Origin of the sequence: Gluconacetobacter diazotrophicus PA1 5 (assembly GCF_000067045.1) — a bacterium.
GTDB classification, from domain to species: Bacteria; Pseudomonadota; Alphaproteobacteria; order Acetobacterales; family Acetobacteraceae; genus Gluconacetobacter; species Gluconacetobacter diazotrophicus.
The window spans coordinates 1,539,978-1,556,025 of record NC_010125.1; the positions used below are offsets into that span (position 1 = coordinate 1,539,978).

10 protein-coding genes and 5 pseudogenes are annotated in these 16,048 nt (G+C 61.8%); 10 read left to right on the forward strand and 5 right to left on the reverse strand.

Annotated elements, in window-relative coordinates; genetic code table 11:
• The first annotated feature begins 8 nt into the window (after window positions 1-8).
• From GDI_RS07270 to GDI_RS18985, 3 genes and pseudogenes are all read left to right on the forward strand, one after another.
• Entirely contained in the window at window positions 9-1,604 is a 1,596-nt protein-coding gene (locus GDI_RS07270) for an acyl CoA:acetate/3-ketoacid CoA transferase (protein WP_012224907.1), read from the forward strand.
• A 275-nt stretch (window positions 1,605-1,879) separates the two neighbouring features.
• A pseudogene (locus tag GDI_RS07275) lies at window positions 1,880-2,848 on the forward strand (IS256-like element ISGdi8 family transposase); the annotation flags it as partial.
• A 33-nt stretch (window positions 2,849-2,881) separates the two neighbouring features.
• A pseudogene (locus tag GDI_RS18985) lies at window positions 2,882-3,601 on the forward strand (IS481-like element ISGdi9 family transposase); the annotation flags it as partial.
• On the opposite strand, the pseudogene GDI_RS20150 reads toward GDI_RS18985, so the two are convergent.
• Window positions 3,545-3,930 (reverse strand): annotated as a pseudogene (locus tag GDI_RS20150) (helix-turn-helix domain-containing protein); the annotation flags it as partial. The pseudogenes GDI_RS18985 and GDI_RS20150 sit on opposite strands and share 57 nt — an antisense overlap.
• Before the next feature lie 110 nt (window positions 3,931-4,040).
• On the opposite strand from GDI_RS20150, the pseudogene GDI_RS18995 reads away from it, so the two are divergent.
• Window positions 4,041-4,278: pseudogene (locus GDI_RS18995) on the forward strand (transposase); the annotation flags it as partial.
• A 9-nt stretch (window positions 4,279-4,287) separates the two neighbouring features.
• Here GDI_RS18995 and GDI_RS07290 read toward each other — a convergent pair.
• Window positions 4,288-5,112: an IS5-like element ISGdi2 family transposase gene (locus GDI_RS07290; protein WP_081482862.1), complete on the reverse strand. Its 825-nt coding sequence runs from the start codon at window positions 5,110-5,112 to the stop codon at window positions 4,288-4,290.
• A gap of 37 nt (window positions 5,113-5,149) precedes the next feature.
• Here GDI_RS07290 and GDI_RS19000 point away from each other — a divergent pair.
• A pseudogene (locus GDI_RS19000) lies at window positions 5,150-5,293 on the forward strand (transposase); the annotation flags it as partial.
• A gap of 105 nt (window positions 5,294-5,398) precedes the next feature.
• On the opposite strand, the gene GDI_RS07295 reads toward GDI_RS19000, so the two are convergent.
• The 3 genes from GDI_RS07295 to GDI_RS07305 all read right to left on the reverse strand — a co-directional run bounded on the left by GDI_RS07295 (window position 5,399) and on the right by GDI_RS07305 (window position 9,002).
• Entirely contained in the window at window positions 5,399-6,478 is a 1,080-nt protein-coding gene (locus GDI_RS07295; protein ID WP_012224911.1) for an IS5 family transposase, read from the reverse strand.
• A 573-nt stretch (window positions 6,479-7,051) separates the two neighbouring features.
• Window positions 7,052-7,402 (reverse strand): hypothetical protein, encoded by a 351-nt coding sequence (locus GDI_RS20235; protein ID WP_231854246.1) that lies wholly within the window; start codon window positions 7,400-7,402, stop codon window positions 7,052-7,054.
• A 1,027-nt stretch (window positions 7,403-8,429) separates the two neighbouring features.
• Entirely contained in the window at window positions 8,430-9,002 is a 573-nt protein-coding gene (locus GDI_RS07305; protein WP_041249340.1) for a hypothetical protein, read from the reverse strand.
• Window positions 9,003-9,084: 82 nt separating this feature from the next.
• Here GDI_RS07305 and GDI_RS07310 point away from each other — a divergent pair, with 82 nt between their 5' ends.
• The 5 genes from GDI_RS07310 to GDI_RS07330 all read left to right on the forward strand — a co-directional run bounded on the left by GDI_RS07310 (window position 9,085) and on the right by GDI_RS07330 (window position 16,030).
• Window positions 9,085-9,567, forward strand: coding sequence for a DUF2840 domain-containing protein (locus GDI_RS07310; protein ID WP_012224920.1), 483 nt, complete (start codon window positions 9,085-9,087; stop codon window positions 9,565-9,567).
• Window positions 9,568-10,245: 678 nt separating this feature from the next.
• The gene (locus GDI_RS07315) at window positions 10,246-11,334 is read left to right on the forward strand and encodes an IS110-like element ISGdi15 family transposase (RefSeq protein ID WP_012224922.1); all 1,089 of its coding nucleotides are present in this window, start codon (window positions 10,246-10,248) and stop codon (window positions 11,332-11,334) included.
• 801 nt (window positions 11,335-12,135) lie between these two features.
• Window positions 12,136-14,247: a relaxase/mobilization nuclease domain-containing protein gene (locus GDI_RS07320; protein ID WP_012224926.1), complete on the forward strand. Its 2,112-nt coding sequence runs from the start codon at window positions 12,136-12,138 to the stop codon at window positions 14,245-14,247.
• A gap of 165 nt (window positions 14,248-14,412) precedes the next feature.
• Entirely contained in the window at window positions 14,413-14,844 is a 432-nt protein-coding gene (locus GDI_RS07325) for a ribbon-helix-helix domain-containing protein (RefSeq protein WP_012224927.1), read from the forward strand.
• A gap of 379 nt (window positions 14,845-15,223) precedes the next feature.
• Window positions 15,224-16,030, forward strand: coding sequence for an IS5 family transposase (locus GDI_RS07330; RefSeq protein WP_041249341.1), 807 nt, complete (start codon window positions 15,224-15,226; stop codon window positions 16,028-16,030).
• Window positions 16,031-16,048: the final 18 nt, after the last annotated feature.

Sequence of the window (16,048 nt, forward strand, 5' to 3'; positions counted from 1 at the left end):
GACGCACCATGTCGAAAGTCAAGCAGGCCGCGGACGTCGCAACGCTGATCAGGGACGGCGCCGTGATCGCGGTCAATTCGTCCAGCGGGCTCTGCTGCCCGGATGCGGTGCTGGCCGCGATCGGCGCGCAGTACCGCGATCATGGCACGCCCCGGAACGTCACCATGATCCATCCCATCGCGGCGGGCGACATGTTCGGCACCAAGGGCGTCGATCACCTGGCCCAGCCCGGCCTGATCGCGACCATCATCGGCGGGTCCTATCCGTCCGGTCCGTCCAGCGCGGAACCGCCGGTGATCCGCCAGATGATCGCCCGCAACGAGGTCGCGGCCTATAACGTGCCCAGCGGCATCATCTTCGACCTGCTGCGCGAGGGCGCGGCCAGGCGTCCCGGCGTGATGACGCAGGTCGGCATGGATACGTTCGTCGATCCGGACCAGGAGGGCTGCGCGATGAACGACGCGGCGCGCGAGAAGCCGATCGTGCGCCGTATTGCCTTCGAAGGCGAGGACTGGCTGTATTTCCAGGCCATCCATCCCGACGTCGCGGTGATCCGTGCCAGCACCGCCGACGAACGCGGCAACCTGACCTTTGAAAACGAGGGCGCCTATCTGGGTGCGATGGAACTGGCCCTTGCGGCGCACAACAATGGCGGCATGGTGATCGCGCAGGTCAAGCGCGTGGCCCAGTCCGGCACGCTCAAGCCGCACGACGTGCGTGTGCCCGGCATCCTGGTCGATTACGTGATCGAGGCGCCGGACCAGTTGCAGACCACGGCCACCCCGTACGATCCGGCGATTTCCGGCGAAATCTTCCGCCCGCTCGACAGTTTCGAACTGCCGCCCTTCGACGTCGCGAAGGTCATGGCGCGCCGCGTCGCCTGCGAACTGCAAACCGGGTGGGCGGTGAATATCGGCTTCGGCATCTGCGCCGTCGTTCCGCGCGTGCTGCTGGAACAGGGCCGCCACGGCGACGTGACATGGGTCATCGAACAGGGCGCCGTGGGCGGCGTGCCCCTGCTGGACTTCAAGTTCGGATGCTCGTCCAATGCCGAGGCCTTCGTCGCCTCGCCGCACCAGTTCACCTATTTCCAGGCCGGGGGGTTCGATGTCTCGCTGCTGTCCTTCCTGCAGATCGATCGCCATGGCTCGGTCAATGTCTCGAAACTCTCGGCCCGGCCGCACGTGACGGCGGGGTCGGGCGGCTTCGTCGACATCACCTCGCGCGCACGCCGCATCATCTTCACCGGCTATTTCAACGCCGGGGCCAGACTGAGTATCGCCGACGGCAAGGTCTCCATCGACCGCGAGGGAAAGATCGCGAAGATCGTCGAAAAGCTGGAGCAGGTCTCCTTCTCCGGAAAACGCGCCATCGCGCAGGGGCAGGAGGTGATGTACGTCACCGAACGCTGCGTGATGAAGCTGACGCCGGACGGGCTGATGGTCACGGAAATCGCGCCCGGCATCGATCTGCAGACGCAGATCCTCGACCAGGCGGAAATCCCGCTGCTGGTCGCGCCCGACCTGCGCGTGATGGACGCGGCGCTGTTCCGGCCCGACGGCAAGGCGCCGGTGTCCGAACCCGCCAAGCAGGCCGCCGCCTGAACCCGAGGACCGCCCCCGCCGGATGCCCGGCCGGGGCATCTGGCGCGGAGCTATATAAATATCCTGTTACTTCATGAAAAATGATAGGTCTTATGCATCCAGGGTCGGACAACCCGCGATACTGTGGGCGGAATTTTTTGCTCCCGAAAGGAATGCATGGTGCTGATGGAAGGCTGTGTCCCGAGGTGTGGTGTAGGAGCGAGTCTGGCTGCTGAGGCGGCCATCGCCGGTCTTTGATAGGGTTCGGGTGCGAACTGAACCTGAAGGACCTGACGATGACCGACGAGAAGATGGCGCTGCTGGAGCTTGTGGAGCAAGCGTCGGATGGCGATTTTGTTCGTGAGATGCTGGCGTTCGCTGCCGATCGGATGATGGAGATGGAGGTTGAGGCCGGGACCGGTGCGCCGCTTGGCGCGCGTTCGGCCTCCCGCTCGACCCAACGCAACGGCTACCGCGCTCGGAACTGGGACACCCGGGCGGGCACGGTGGAGCTTGCGATCCCGAAGCTACGCAAGGGCAGCTATTTCCCGACCTTCCTGGAGCCGCGGAAAACGGCGGAAAAGGCACTGCTGGCGGTCATCCAGGAAGCCTACGTCCAGGGTATTTCCACGCGATCGGTCGATGATCTCGTCCGCGCGATGGGCGCCGGGGGCATCTCCAAAAGCCAGGTCAGTCGTCTGGTGGGCGAGATCGACGAACGGGTCAACAGCTTCCTGTCTCGGCCGATCGAGGGCGAATGGCCGTATCTCTGGATCGACGCCACCTATCTGAAACTGCGCCAGGGTGGCCGGATTGTCTCGATTGCCGTGATAATCGCCGTGGGCGTAAATACGGACGGCCGTCGTGAGGTGCTCGGCGTGGCGACGGGACCGTCCGAAGCGGAAGCGTTCTGGACGGATTTCCTGCGCTCCCTGGCCGATCGCGGCCTGCGCGGCGTGAAGTTGGTGGTGGCCGACGCGCATGCCGGACTGCGGGCCGCGGCCGGTCGCGTGTTCAATGCGACCCTGCAACGCTGCCGGGTGCACTGGCTGCGCAATGCGCTCGCCCATGCCCATGCGAAGCAGCGTCCTGCCATCTCGGCCCTGTTGCGCACGATCTTCACGCAGGAAACCGCCGAGGATGCGTCACGCCAATGGCGGCACGTCACCGACAAGCTGCGCGAAGGCTTTCCGAAGCTGGCCGAATTTATGAAGCGGACGGAAGTGGACGTGCTTGCCTACATGTTTGGTCCCGGGATTTGGTGGTGCATTATTTTCACATGAGTGGAAGGATGCGCTATGGGCCAGGTTCACCACGGAAGCGCCACGACGACAGCGGCAGTCCGTCGAGCGATACAACATAGTCAAGAGAGCCTGAGGGTTCTGGCGAAACGCTACGGGATCAACCCGAAGACGGTCGCCAAATGGAAGGGGCGGACCGATACGTCGGATCGACGCACCGGTCCGAAGGTCGCATCCTCAACCATCCTGTCGACCGAAGAAGAAGCGATCGTTGTGGCCTTCCGTCGCCATACCCTGCTGCCTCTTGATGATTGCCTTTATGCGCTTCAGGCGACGATCCCGCATCTGACGCGATCTTCCCTGCACCGTTGTTTTCAGCGCCATGGGATCAGCCGCCTGCCCGAGACCGAAGGCGACAAACCAAAACGGTCGAAGTTCAAGAGTTATCCGATCGGCTATTTTCACATCGACATTGCTGAAGTCCGCACTGAAATGGGGCGCCTTTATCTTCTGGTGGCGATCGACCGGACCTCGAAATTCGCTTTTGTCCAATTGCACGAGAAAGCGACACGTCGCGTTGCCGGTGACTTCATGCGTGCTCTGGCCGCTGCGGTTCCCTACCGCATCCATACCGTGCTGACCGATAACGGCACGCATTTTACCGATCCGGCCGGCAATGGATGGACACCCGAAGACATCAAGGCCATGCGGGCGGATGGTGTCCTGTTCCGGTGCCACTCTTTTGAACTGGCATGTGCTGATCTCGATATCGAGCATGCCCCTGTCTGTGGACGAAGACCACACAGAGCGATATCGACCCTGAGCCCGCGCCCGGCAAGTTCTGCGACCAAGCCCCGCAGGGTAAAGCCCCCCGCCTTGCAACGCTCGATCAGCCATTCCCGATGCGCACCCGTCAGCCGTTTCGGCTTGTGGCCGCCCATCTGGCCAGGGGAAACGCTGCCGGTCCGCCGAAAGCTCTGCATCCACCGGATCGCGGTGCTGGGTGCTACACCGTAGCGCTTCGCGGCCTCGTGGCAGGAGAGGCCGTCTGTCTCCACGGCTGCCACAACCCGGTCGCGAAGATCCATCGAATAAGGACGCGCCATCCATGCTGGCCTCCAATCCAGACAGCATGTTGAATCAGATTTTCGGCAATCTGGGTACCCATATTCCGATTCAGACCGAAATCATCACGCTCTAGTCGAGACTTCTACATGTGACGGATACCTGCGGCTTCCTGATCTTTCTCCTCGTTCATGCCGCCGACATCCAGGACCGTGATGGGGCTGTTGATGTCCTGGCAGCGATACGCAGGCGCTTTCCCTGGCTGCGCCACATCTTCGCTGATGGCGGCTATGCTGGCGACAAATTGCGATCCGCGCTCGCCTCCATGGGAAAATGGACCCTTGAAGATCATCAGGCGGTCCGATACGGCGAAGGGCTTTCAGAGCCTGTTTGGAAAGTCATGGATGAGCGTTTCTTCGGGTGAGATTGGCGCCCATGGCGACGAAGATCATGGCCTGTGAGACATCGATGCGACGCTCGTAATCGCGCACGAGGCGTCGCCATCGGGTCATCCATCCGAAGGTTCGCTCCACGCCCCAGCGCCGGGGGAGAACCTCAAAGCCTTTCGCTCCGTCCCTGCGACGGATCACCTCGACGACGAAGTCCAGGTAGGCAGCCTTGTCCATCAACTGGAGCCGGTCATAGGCACCGTCCGCGAATAGATGCTTGACCCACGGGCAGCGCTTGCGGATCGCGTCCAGGATCATCTGCGCTCCGGCGCTGTCGGAGATGTCCGCCGGCGTCAGGTTGACCATCAGCAGGCGTCCGTCCGTATCCACGGCGATATGCCGCTTGCGCCCGACAATCTTCTTTCCAGCGTCGTAACCTCTTGTTTTCGCGTGCGGCGCCTTGATGCTCTGGCTGTCGATCACTCCGGCCGAAGGGCTGGCTTCACGGCCCGAGCGCTCCCGGTCAAGCATCAGTTCCACATCATGAATGGTCTGGAACAGGAACCGCCGGGCCAATTCCCTGAACCAACCATAGACCGTACGCCAATGCCCGAAATGGATCGGCAGCATTCGCCAGTCGCAGCCGGATCGAACCAGGTAACGAACCGCGTTGATCACCTCGCGGAATTCGATCTCGCGCGGACGCCCCGTGCGTCCCGGCTCGGGCATCAGTGGCGCGATGCGCGCCCATTCCTCCTCCGTCATATCAGACGGATAACGCTTCGTCTTGCGGGTAATCCTGGCCATGCGGCCTCTCTGCTCTGGCGTCCACATCCAGAGCTTGAATCACACTTCAGCGACTTTCCAAACAGGCTCTCAGATCCTGCCGCGCCGCTGGGTGGTTGAACGGACATTCGCATGGCTGGGACGGTGCAGGCGGCTCGCCAAAGACTGGGAACAATCCATTGCTTCCTCAACCGCATGGACATGGAGGGATCGAAGAACCGTTGATTGATGTACGTGTCCCGTGATTTCTGGGTTTTGTCGATTTGATTGACGGTTTTTGCGATGCTCTCTGCTCTGCGTTTTGAGCAGATCGGGGCTGTACCCCTCTGGATGACTACGCGCTCGCGCTGATCTTCTGCAGGAAGAGAAAGCGGCGCATATTGTAGACGATATTGGCCAGCCCGATCCTCATGGTGGACCGGGTGATACCGACAGTTCGGATGAACAGTCCCGTCTGCGACTTCTGATCGGCAAAGACATGCTCGACACGGGACCGGATCACGGACTTTCCTGCATTGGACCGCTGGATATGGCGGGGCATGGGTTTGAGATGCGGCTTCTTCCTGTGAACCTTTGAGACAAAGACCTGCTTTTCCATGAAGTCTTCGTTGGCTTTTGAGCGATAGGCTGTGTCAGCCCAGACGTTTGAGGCCGTATTGGTTTTATCCAGCAGCCCCTCTCTCAATCGCGCGCCATCATTGGCGGCGGCATGCGTTGTTTTCCATTTCCGGATGAACCGGTATTTCCGATCGATGGAAACATGCGATTTATAGCCAAAGAACGGGATAGCGAGATCCGTTGTGGGGGTTGTTCCGTCATCCTGACGCTTCGCCTTCGTAAACTTCAGTGTCCAGCGCGCATGACGATCCTTGTGCGACAGCTTTGACGGCTTGTACTGCCAGTTTTCGGGAATACGGCCTGCCCGGAGGTCGGCTTTCTCGGCGTTGGTATTGCGCTGCTTTGGAGCAGCCACCAGTGTGGCATCCAGGATCTGGCCCGACATCGGCAGATAGCCTGCGTGCCGCAGCATTGTATCAAAGCGATTGAACAGACCCTCGATCGCTCCCGCCTGGGTCAGGCGTTCACGGAACAGCCAGATTGTTTTGGCATCCGGAACTCGATCTGAAAGCCCCAGCTCAAGGAAGCGCATGAAGGACAGGCGGTCGTTGATCAGATACTCCGTGCGCTCATCAGACAAATTGTTGAGCGTCTGGATGACCAGGATCTTGAACATTAGCAACGGATCAAATGGCGGTCGCCCGCCTTTGCTTCCATCTGAATAGGCCAGAGCCTTCTCCAGATCAGGACGGAACGCTTCAAAATCTACAGTCCGGGAAAATGCTTCGAGCTGATCGCCAAGCCCGCTTAACCGGGCAAGCCGCTCTTCAACGTCAAAAAATCCCGGCTGCTTCATCTTCCATCATCCTCAATCAACGCAGGACAGATGGAATCACACAGATAGGACCAGAACCAGAGGGTTTTTCGAACCCTCCAATTGATCCGGACAAGGAAGGACTGGTCGAACCGCTTGATCCTTCGGATGTGGATGCGAACCCCCATGCGGATTGAATCAGTCTCCGGAAGGGCTCGTGGCCCTTCCGGCGCACATCCGGGTCAGAGCCGGTGCCAGCGTGGCAGACGACAGGACAATATTTTGGCATGATCTCGCACGGCCTTTGGCAAGGCCGATGTCAGCTGGTTTTCGTGGTCTCCCAACGACCAGCCCAAGGCCTTGGCCATGTGCGTGCGGTCGGCGACAGGCAGGAATTTTCGGACCACGGCGACGGTCGTCGCTTCCGGGTCTGACGCGGTTCTCCAGCGAGAAACCCGATCGTAAATCCGGTGGTCGGCCGCCCGACGCATGAGGCCGTCATATCCCTGGTTTTTTCCTGGTCGTCGAGATAGTCGGCCAGCAGGACCGCCAGCTCTGTACCGATCTGAACGGTCGGAAGCGACATAATTCTGTTCGGCCTGTCCGTGTGAAGAGTCATGATGCAGTCCTCAGGCCGGCGCGCGTGTCGCCCGATGTCAGAGCCGTCGCATCCAGAGGGCTGACGCTCAAGCCCGAAACAGTGGCGGTGACGTCGACATGCACGGACCCGAACAGATGCAGGAGGGCGGCCTGAGGTATATAGGCGCCCTTGACGGCTGCGGAGGTCCGGCCGTCCATAAGGATCGGGTCGACAAGGATCGGGCACCCTGACTGGCGGCCTAATATCTCGATGGCGCGGGCCAGTGGCATGGATGGGATGTTTACCGGCTGCTTTTCTGTCTCGCACGACAGCACATCATGCGGCGCATGAGCCGATGCCGGCGAGGCCATTCCGACCAGCAGCATGAGGACGAGACCGACAGCGACGTGTGGTCTCTCCCTATGCCGAAGGCGCCGAGGTTGCTTGGCCGTCTGTTCCGCTCGCTCCGTCTTTCCCGCGGAATGCGACCAAACTGGCCGCATTGTCCCCCGTGAACGGGGCACGGGGGAATGGTTATTCCAATAGTCCTGAAGCGCCTTCAGGTTGAGAAAATGGATAAAACTCGACATCTCCCTGTTCTCTCTGCTTTCGACCTCACCTTCAGAGACGCGGGGCCTCCGATGGAAGGCCCCGCTCCACCCTCTCATTCCTGCGGTCGTTCCAGAAAAGACGGCGTTTCCGCTCGGAGAAGGCGTTTCTGATCTACCCGGCGCTGTCAGTGCCTTACGCCGCGACCGGAACTGGCGGTGCGGCTCTCGCCCGCACGGAGAGACGGAACGCGAGATCAGAAGCCAGGGGATCACACCCGGCAGGGGCGACCGCGCCCGCCTGGACCAGGCGTTCCAGCGTGGAGCGAAGTCTGATCCCCGGTATACCGGTATGGGCCACCAGAGACGTCAGCGTCACGCCACGTCCGTCATGACCGAGGCGGCGGAGCACGGAGAGGACACGCGGAGCGAGCGGATCGTCTCCGAAAAGGGGGCGCGTTACCATGATACGCCTCCCTCCAGTCGGTTGCGCCATCTCCGGGCGGCTGTGCGCAGGGAGCGGCGATAGCGGGAATAAAGTCCTTTCAGTGTCGACATCCACATCCTCCGATTAAAGCAACATGGACTCCAGTTGTCTGGCTCACAGAGCCTATGCCGGACCCGATGGCGTCCGGCGAAAGCAAGATTGGAAGAGATGCTTGCCTCGTCAAGGGGGCACGAAATGCAGATTCTTTTTCATGAATAATTTTATTATTTATATTTGTATTTATTTTTGTGGCGGTGTTGCGGACGGAAATTACAGGGGTTTTGTTGATATTCGTTAACCATCATGGCGATGATCGCGGAAAATCAATATATTTTCCTTCTATGATGGTGGCCCGGGGTTTTCCGGCCACCACCTGTTTTAGAGAGCGCTTCCAGCGCGTCCGTTTGTCGGGACTTCCGTCCGCGTCTCGACGGCGGGCGTCAGAGCCGTGGAACCAGTCTTTTGACCTCCGGGATCGTCAACTGCCATCGGCGCGGGGAGCGTCGCACAGGACTTGCTTCCGGTGCGTGACACATGAACGATTGGCGCCGCCTGACCGTTTGATGTGATCGTGATCGTCTGCGTACAGGCGCTGGGTCCACCGGTGCTGACCGCCTCGAAACGCTGCCAGGACATGCTCTGTTTCGGGAGGTCATGACCAACAGCCGGAACGGCGCGCAGGACGCCGTCCAGCCGCGAGCCCAATGTCCGATCGACCGCCTCCATGAGAGCCATATTGCGTGCCATCATGCGATCAACGGCCTCGAACATGTCGATATCAGGCATTTCCGCTGTCGTTGCGATGCCCGGGACCGGGACCAGGATACCGACCTGGTGTCCCCGTGCATCAACGACGCGCAACGTATCCTGAGCCTGCGCAGGCAGGGCAGCCGCGCCGCAGGCCAGTGTAGCAACAAAGGTGCCGGCCTGAATCATACGAGAAAAATGCATTTTGGAATCCTCCGTGTCTGTTAAGCAGTGTCGGACGACGCGGAAAATATGGAGCGCCAAGAATTAGCCCGCAAGGAGTTAAATGGTGATATCTAGAGACCTTCCGGTGCTGCTCACGACGGTCGAACTGACGTGGATCGAGATGCAGGTGGAACGCTGGCTGCGCTTCGGGCGACCGGTCGCGGACACGATCCTCGACCGTCAGCGGCGCGTGCTCAGTTTCGCCCCCGGCAGCGTGTTCGCCTTCGTTCGCTGGGCCGCCAACGAGTATGGCACGGTTGAATCGCACATTGACATCGTGCGCACGGTCGGCTCCGGCGAAGACTACCAGACCGTCCCGTACGTGCAGCCGGGTGGCGAGGTATTGCTGCACCAGAGTTCATGGCCGCGCGTCCAGCGTGTGCTGGAAGCGATCGACGCGGTCGAGGCGCAGGACATCGACCCGACAGAGGTCAGTCCCGACTACTGGCGGCATGTGCATCATCGGCTGGAGGCACGGCAACAGCCCGACGCCTATACCAAAGCACGGCATCGGGCATGGCTGCGTCGTCGCGCGTTGCAGTGACCGTTCTGCCCGCGTCTGGCCGACTGAGGTTTTCGCCGTGCTCCTTCTTCTCTTTCCGGCCAGCTTTTCCATCCTCCTGTCGCGTTCGTTTTGTGCCGGGACAACGCGGCGCTTCGCGCCGCGAGCGGAAGGCGTCGGGTGCGCCGCCGCGTGCATTTTTGTCAACTTCGGGCGTGTTTCAGATGCCATTCCGATGAACGACCCCGGCGTTCAGTGACACGAGTTTTCCCGCGTCCTGAACACCATCCGCATGCGCTGAACGGGCGGCCCGGATGCGCGACGAACGCAGGCTGACCGATTGGTCATCGTCGCCGGAAGTGTCGCCAGTTTGACGGTCCCCAGTCATGCGCGGATGTCGATTCCGATCGCGTCCGGCGCATGATTTTGACGTGTTCACGGCACGTCATAAGACACACGGAAGACAGGTCGCGGCGCAGCCTTTCGACGTTCCGTTCGCGTGGTGTCGAGAGGCAATCTGTGGCAGGCTTTACCAGTCCCCCCGGTCAGGCTGGGAGTGGGCATCAGATTCGGAAAAGCCGAATTCAGAGGACGGAAAGAGGAAAAAACGTGAGAGTGCCAGCCGTAATCGGGCCTGAGCGGTCGTCGTCGATTGGCGGTCTCCCGGGCCGGAAAGAAGGTAGAGTTGCCGCGGTGAAACAGCAGCGCGGGAGGCGTGCGATGGAATTCTTTTGCGGTCTCGATGTGTCGATCGACGAAACGGCGGTCTGTGTGGTGGACGAGCAGGGCACCGTGCATCTGGAAACGACGGTGGCCACGGACCCGGCTGCGCTCAGGGATGCCGTGAAGCCGTTCCTGCCGCGCCTGCGCCGTATGGGTCACGAGGCAGGTTCCCTGTCGCCCTGGCTGCATCCGGAGATGCTGGCGCTGGGCCTGCCGGCGGTCTGCCTGGAGACGAAACACGTGCGGGCGGCGATGTCGGCGCAGCGCAACAAGACCGACAAGGCGGACGCGCTGGGGATCGCGCATATCGTGCGCACCGGCTGGTTCCGGACGGCCCATATCAAGAGCGAAGCAAGCTATCGGCTGCGTCTGATCCTGACCCAGCGCAGCACGCTCAAGCGCAAATTCATGGATCTCGAGAATACGATCCGCCATTCGCTCAAGGCGTTCGGTATCCGCCTGGGCACGGTCTCGCGGGCGCGCTTCGACACCGCCGTTCGCGAGGCCGTGGCGCAGACCGCGCTGACCCGCGATCTCATGGAGGCGATGCTGCGGGCGAAGACCGTGCTCTGGGAAGAATATACCCGGCTGCACAAGCTGGTGGTGCGGATCGTCGCGGGTGACGAGGTGTGCCGGCGGTTCATGGCCATTCCGGGGGTGGGGCCGGTGACCGCGCTTGGCGTGATGACGGCGATCGACGATCCGTCGCGCTTCCGGCGCTCGCGCGACGTCGCGGCGTATTTCGGCCTGACGTCGCGGCGCTGGCAGTCGGGTACCAGCATCGATGTGCAGGGACGCATCAGCAAGGCCGGCGATCCGGAGGTGCGGCGGTCCCTCTATGAAGCGGCGTCGGTCCTGCTGACGCGTTTCAAGGGGCGCGACAAGCTGCGGACCTGGGGCCTGGAACTGGCGAAACGGTCCTGCCATCGCAAGGCGGCGGTCGCCGTGGCGCGCAAGATGGCCGTGATCATGCATGCCATGTGGCTCGACGGAACGGTCTATGACGGCGGTCCGGCCGTCGATCCCGAAGAGCGGGCCCGTCATATCGCTTGCAAGAACCGCAAATTGCCGCGGGCGCTCGCGTGAGTGTCCAGCTGCAAAGGAATGTTCCGCCGCGTGTCGGGATGACCGCGGCGTTCTGAACAGGGAGATCCGCCAAGGCGGATGGGGAAGGGTGCAGTCGAGGACGACGGGAAGCACGATATCTTGCCTGGAGCACGCGCAGGTGAACGCCTCGTGGGACTCCGCTCGAGTGCCTGTGATGCTGCCCCGTGAATCCGATGGCAAAATGCGCCACGACGAAAGGCCGGCCGCCCATCCACGGATGGGGCGGCATATCAGTCGTCGCTGAGCGCGGAAGAGTGCACGGCGTGCCACGAACCCTCAGTCAGGGCCGAGATGCCAGTCCAGGAGCAGAACTGTGATCGTGAAAGGAAGCTAAAGGAAAACGAAGAATGAAAAACTTGACCAAAAAACCCGCCCGATTAAGAGTGCGCCACGACGAAAGGCCGGCCGCCCATCCACGGATGGGGCGGCATATCAGTCGTCGCTGAGCGCGGAAGAGTGCACGGCGTGCCACGAACCCTCAGTCAGGGCCGAGATGCCAGTCCAGGAGCAGAACTGTGATCGTGAAAGGAAGCTAAAGGAAAACGAAGAATGAAAAACTTGACCAAAAAACCCGCCCGATTAAGAGGGCAAGATTAAAGGAACCGGCACTCCTGCCGGTCCGGACCTGCGGTTTTCTCTGTCTGCACATGGGGTTAGGGAAAGTTTGAGTAGCACTCTGGATTTCAGGCGTCTGAGCCGTCATTTTTTAGGAGTGATGGTTTCCCGCCGTTTCTGACGGCACTGTCCCCGGAAAAAGCCCGGTTTTGGCGAGGTCTGGCCATGGCGCAGGATGACGACACCGCGTTCCGTCCCCGACCGGGACGCATCCGCTCGAAGGGCGGTGCGGCGCGTGGTCGCACGGACTTCCTGGCGGGCATCCGCACACAGGTCCGCCGGCAATCCCTGTTCCCCGGAAAGAGGGGAGGCGGCGGGTCAGGCGACGGCCAGGGCCGCCGCTCATCTTCCGGGTTGGGTGCGACCTCGCGTGCGGGGAGCGCGTCGCGCTCCGCATCCTACCGTGGCGTGGGACGCGGGCGGGGCGCGTCCTTCGTCCGCGCGCGCGGGATCGCCGGCTGGCGGCATCAGGTTCCTGGTTCCCGGCGTGTGGCCGTGAAGGCGCGTGTGGTGCGTCAGGCCGGGAAGGGAGGTGGGGCCGCCGCCCATCTGCGCTACATCCAGCGCGATGGCACGTCCCGCGACGGCGAGCGTGGCGTCCTCTATGGTGCGGAGACCGACCGCGTCGATGCGAAAGCCTTCCTCGAACGCGGTGCGGACGACCGGCATCAGTTCCGTTTCATCGTCTCACCGGAAGACGCCGACCGGTTGGACGATCTGACGGACTTCACGCGCGACCTGATGACGCGGATGGAAGCCGATCTCGGCACACGGCTGGACTGGGTGGCGGTGAATCATTTCAACACCGCCCATCCCCATGTCCATGTCGTGGTCAATGGCCGCGACGACCAGGGCAAAGACCTCGTCATCGATGGCGGCTACATCACCCACGGCATTCGCGAACGCGCCTCCGAATTCGCGACGCTGGAACTCGGTCCCGTGTCCGAGATCGAGCAGCGGCAGACGCTGGAAGCCGAGATCGACCGTGACCGCTTCACCCGTATCGACCGTGTCCTGCTGGATCAGGCACGAGAAAACCATCTCGACATGCGCCCTGATAGCGACATCGCATCGTCCGATCTGGTGGACCGGCGGCTGCGCCTGTCGCGCCTCGCGAAGCTGGAACGCATGGGACTGGCCAGCCAGATGGAACCGGGCCGATGGACGCTCGATGACCGGCTGGAAGAGCGTCTGCGCAATCTCGGTGAGCGCGACGACATCACGCGGCAGATGCACCGCGCCCTGAAGGCGCGCGACAAGGGAACAGCGCCGACGCGCGACCCGGCGCATTTCCGCCTTCATGGCGAGGTACCAGAGAGGCCGGTGACGGGACGGCTGGTGGACAGGCACCTGACGGAAGAACTGGGGGAGAAGCTGTCGCTGGTGGTCGATGGGATCGACGGGCGGGTGCATCATCTGCGCGGCTTTGATCCTGCCCAGATGGAGGACATCCCCGGTGGCGCGATCGTGGAAATCGCGGCGGCCCCGGTCCCCGACAAGCCGCGCCCATCCGACCGGGCGATCCTCACCCATACCGAGGATGGGATCTATCGCCCTTCCGCCCATCTGGAGCGGATGCAGCTCGACCGCTGGAGCATCAAGGGTAACCCGGAAGACCTGATCAAGGGGCATATCCGCCGTCTGGAGGCTCTACGTCGGGCGGGGATCGTGGAGCGGCTGGAGGCCGACCGCTGGCGCATCCCGGAAGACTTCCAGCAACGCTCCATCGCCTATGACGCCGCCCGTGCGCCGAAGGCGACGGTGCGGCTGCTGTCGGCCTTCGATCTGGAAGCGCAGATCGGCTCAGATGGGGCGTCCTGGCACGACCGGCGTCTGGTGGCCGGGATAAGCCGTGAGGGCGACCGGGTGGAGGCCGGGTTCGGAGGCGAAGTCGGTGACGCGCTGGCGAGACGGCAAAAGGCGCTGCTCGACCGTGGCGATGCCAGCCTTACCCCGGAGGGCATGGTCCGTTATCGGAAGAACCTGCTGGCGACGCTGGAAGGGCGGGAAGTGGAACGGGTCGGGCAGGCTATGGCCGAGAAGCGGGGGAAATTATGGCGACCCCTCGACCGCTTCGAGACCATCCAGGGCACGATGAAAGGCCCGGTCGATCTGGCCAGCGGGCGCTTCGCGGTGCTGGAGAGCGGGCATGAATTCTCGCTGGTGCCCTGGCGGCCGGAGATCGGGAAACAGCGCCAGAAGGAGATGGCGATCTCCATGGACGAGCATGGTGGCATCTCCTGGGAACTGGGCCGGGGCAGGGGGCTTGGCCTATAGCAAGACCACACCACGAGTCGTTGCGGAATGCAGACAAACACCGACAAAAGCCGCCAATTTTACGCCAGGCTACGCCCCGGTACGATGCCGATCCAACAAGGGCTTGCGCAGGAAAAATTTCAGTTCACTCTATCACCATACCCTCAGAAAACCGGGAATATGGCGATGACCAGACGGCAGCGGATGAACGTGTATTGCGAGCCGGGCCTGCTGAAGCAGGTCGAGGCGCTGGCCGAGCGTCGGAAGGTGTCGAAATCGGCGGTGATCGAGGCGGCGGTGCTGTCCCTCGTGTCCGGTGAGGACGATGGACGCCGGGACGCGGCGCTGTCCAAGCGGCTGGACCGGCTTGGGCGGCGGATCGACGATGTGGACGAGGCCGTCGCCGTGCTGGGCGAGGCATTCGCGCTCTATACCCGTGCCTGGATGAGGCACCAGCTTCCCATCCCGGCGAACGAGAACGAGGCTGCCAAGGGTCGGGGCGCGGAGATGTATGCCCGGTTCAATGACGTGCTCGTCCGGCGGTTGGCGAGGGGACAGCGGTTCCTTAACGAGCGGGTGCGGGATGTCGCAGGACAGAAAAGAGAGAACGATATGTAAATTGATATATGTAATCAGGACTCGTCTGCAAAATGATCTCAGGTGAGTTTCGCTACAATTTCAGCGTGAGTTTAGGGGAGATCGTGATCACCGTCGCGAACGACGTGAAAGTGAGCCTTCGGTGAAAGAGACAATAACCGTTCTCTAACGGCAACAGGACTAATGGGGTCATTATCGCCCCAGATCAGGAGCGTGCAAGCCCTGATTGATGTTATCCGGCGTGATAGATATTCTTTAGTTTCTGTGATCCATGCTGCAGCATGCGGATATGTTCGATAATAATCCGTTCTCCATTTTGAGCCACCAAGATCAGAGACCGGAACGAAAGCGTTTAGAGGGTGTTATGTACTTTTGCGGCGCTTGGGTCTAATGGAACTGGATGAGCCCTGTTCTGCCTCGCAAGCCGTATCCGTCTGATGTCAGCGACGAGGAGTGGTCGCTGGTGGTTCCTTATCTCACTCTGATGACTGAGGCTGCGCCGCAGCGAGAGCATTCCCTGCGCGAGTTGTTCAATGCCCTGCGTTACGTGATCCGTTATGGCATTGCCTGGCGCGCCATGCCGAACGACTTCCCGCCGTGGTCGGCGGTGTATCAACAATCGCAGCGCTGGCTGGCGTCGGGCTGTTTCGAGGCCCTGGCACAGGATCTGCGAGCTTTGCTGCGCCTCGCCTCCGGACGGGCGGAAGAACCCACGGCCGCGATCATTGATAGCCGTACGCTGCGCTCCACGCCGGAAAGCGGCACCCGTGCCGGTTATGACGGCGCCAAGCGCAAGCGCGGCTCGAAGGTGCATATGGCGGTGGACACGCTCGGGCACTTGCTCGCTCTTCATGTGACGCCGGCCGATGTCGGCGATCGCGCCGCCGTGGCACGTCTCGCCGCCGACATCCAGGACGCGACCGGCGACAACGTCACACTCGCCTATGTCGATCAGGGCTATACCGGCGAAGTCGCGGCCGACGCCGCTGCCGCCGAAGGCATTGCCCTGCATGTGGTCAAACTGCCAGAAGCCAAGCGCGGCTTTGTCCTGTTGCCGCGTCGCTGGGTCGTGGAGCGATCCTTTGCCTGGGCCACGCGCTGTCGCAGGCTGGTCAAGGACTACGAAAGATACGCGACCACGCTCGCAGGCTTCCACGTCATCGCATTCGTCGGATACATGCTCAAACATGCCGCACAGATGGTCTGACCCTGCCCCGAACGTGCC

Excerpts from the sequence above, each read along its gene's own strand:
- GDI_RS07270 (WP_012224907.1), top strand. The coding sequence starts at position 9 with ATGTCGAAAGTCAAGCAGGCCGCGGACGTCGCAACGCTGATCAGGGAC.
- GDI_RS07290 (WP_081482862.1), bottom strand. The coding sequence starts at position 5,112 with ATGTGGACGCCAGAGCAGAGAGGCCGCATGGCCAGGATTACCCGCAAG.
- GDI_RS07295 (WP_012224911.1), bottom strand. The coding sequence starts at position 6,478 with ATGAAGCAGCCGGGATTTTTTGACGTTGAAGAGCGGCTTGCCCGGTTA.
- GDI_RS20235 (WP_231854246.1), bottom strand. The coding sequence starts at position 7,402 with ATGCTGCTGGTCGGAATGGCCTCGCCGGCATCGGCTCATGCGCCGCAT.
- GDI_RS07305 (WP_041249340.1), bottom strand. The coding sequence starts at position 9,002 with ATGCATTTTTCTCGTATGATTCAGGCCGGCACCTTTGTTGCTACACTG.
- GDI_RS07310 (WP_012224920.1), top strand. The coding sequence starts at position 9,085 with ATGGTGATATCTAGAGACCTTCCGGTGCTGCTCACGACGGTCGAACTG.
- GDI_RS07315 (WP_012224922.1), top strand. The coding sequence starts at position 10,246 with ATGGAATTCTTTTGCGGTCTCGATGTGTCGATCGACGAAACGGCGGTC.
- GDI_RS07320 (WP_012224926.1), top strand. The coding sequence starts at position 12,136 with ATGGCGCAGGATGACGACACCGCGTTCCGTCCCCGACCGGGACGCATC.
- GDI_RS07325 (WP_012224927.1), top strand. The coding sequence starts at position 14,413 with ATGACCAGACGGCAGCGGATGAACGTGTATTGCGAGCCGGGCCTGCTG.
- GDI_RS07330 (WP_041249341.1), top strand. The coding sequence starts at position 15,224 with ATGAGCCCTGTTCTGCCTCGCAAGCCGTATCCGTCTGATGTCAGCGAC.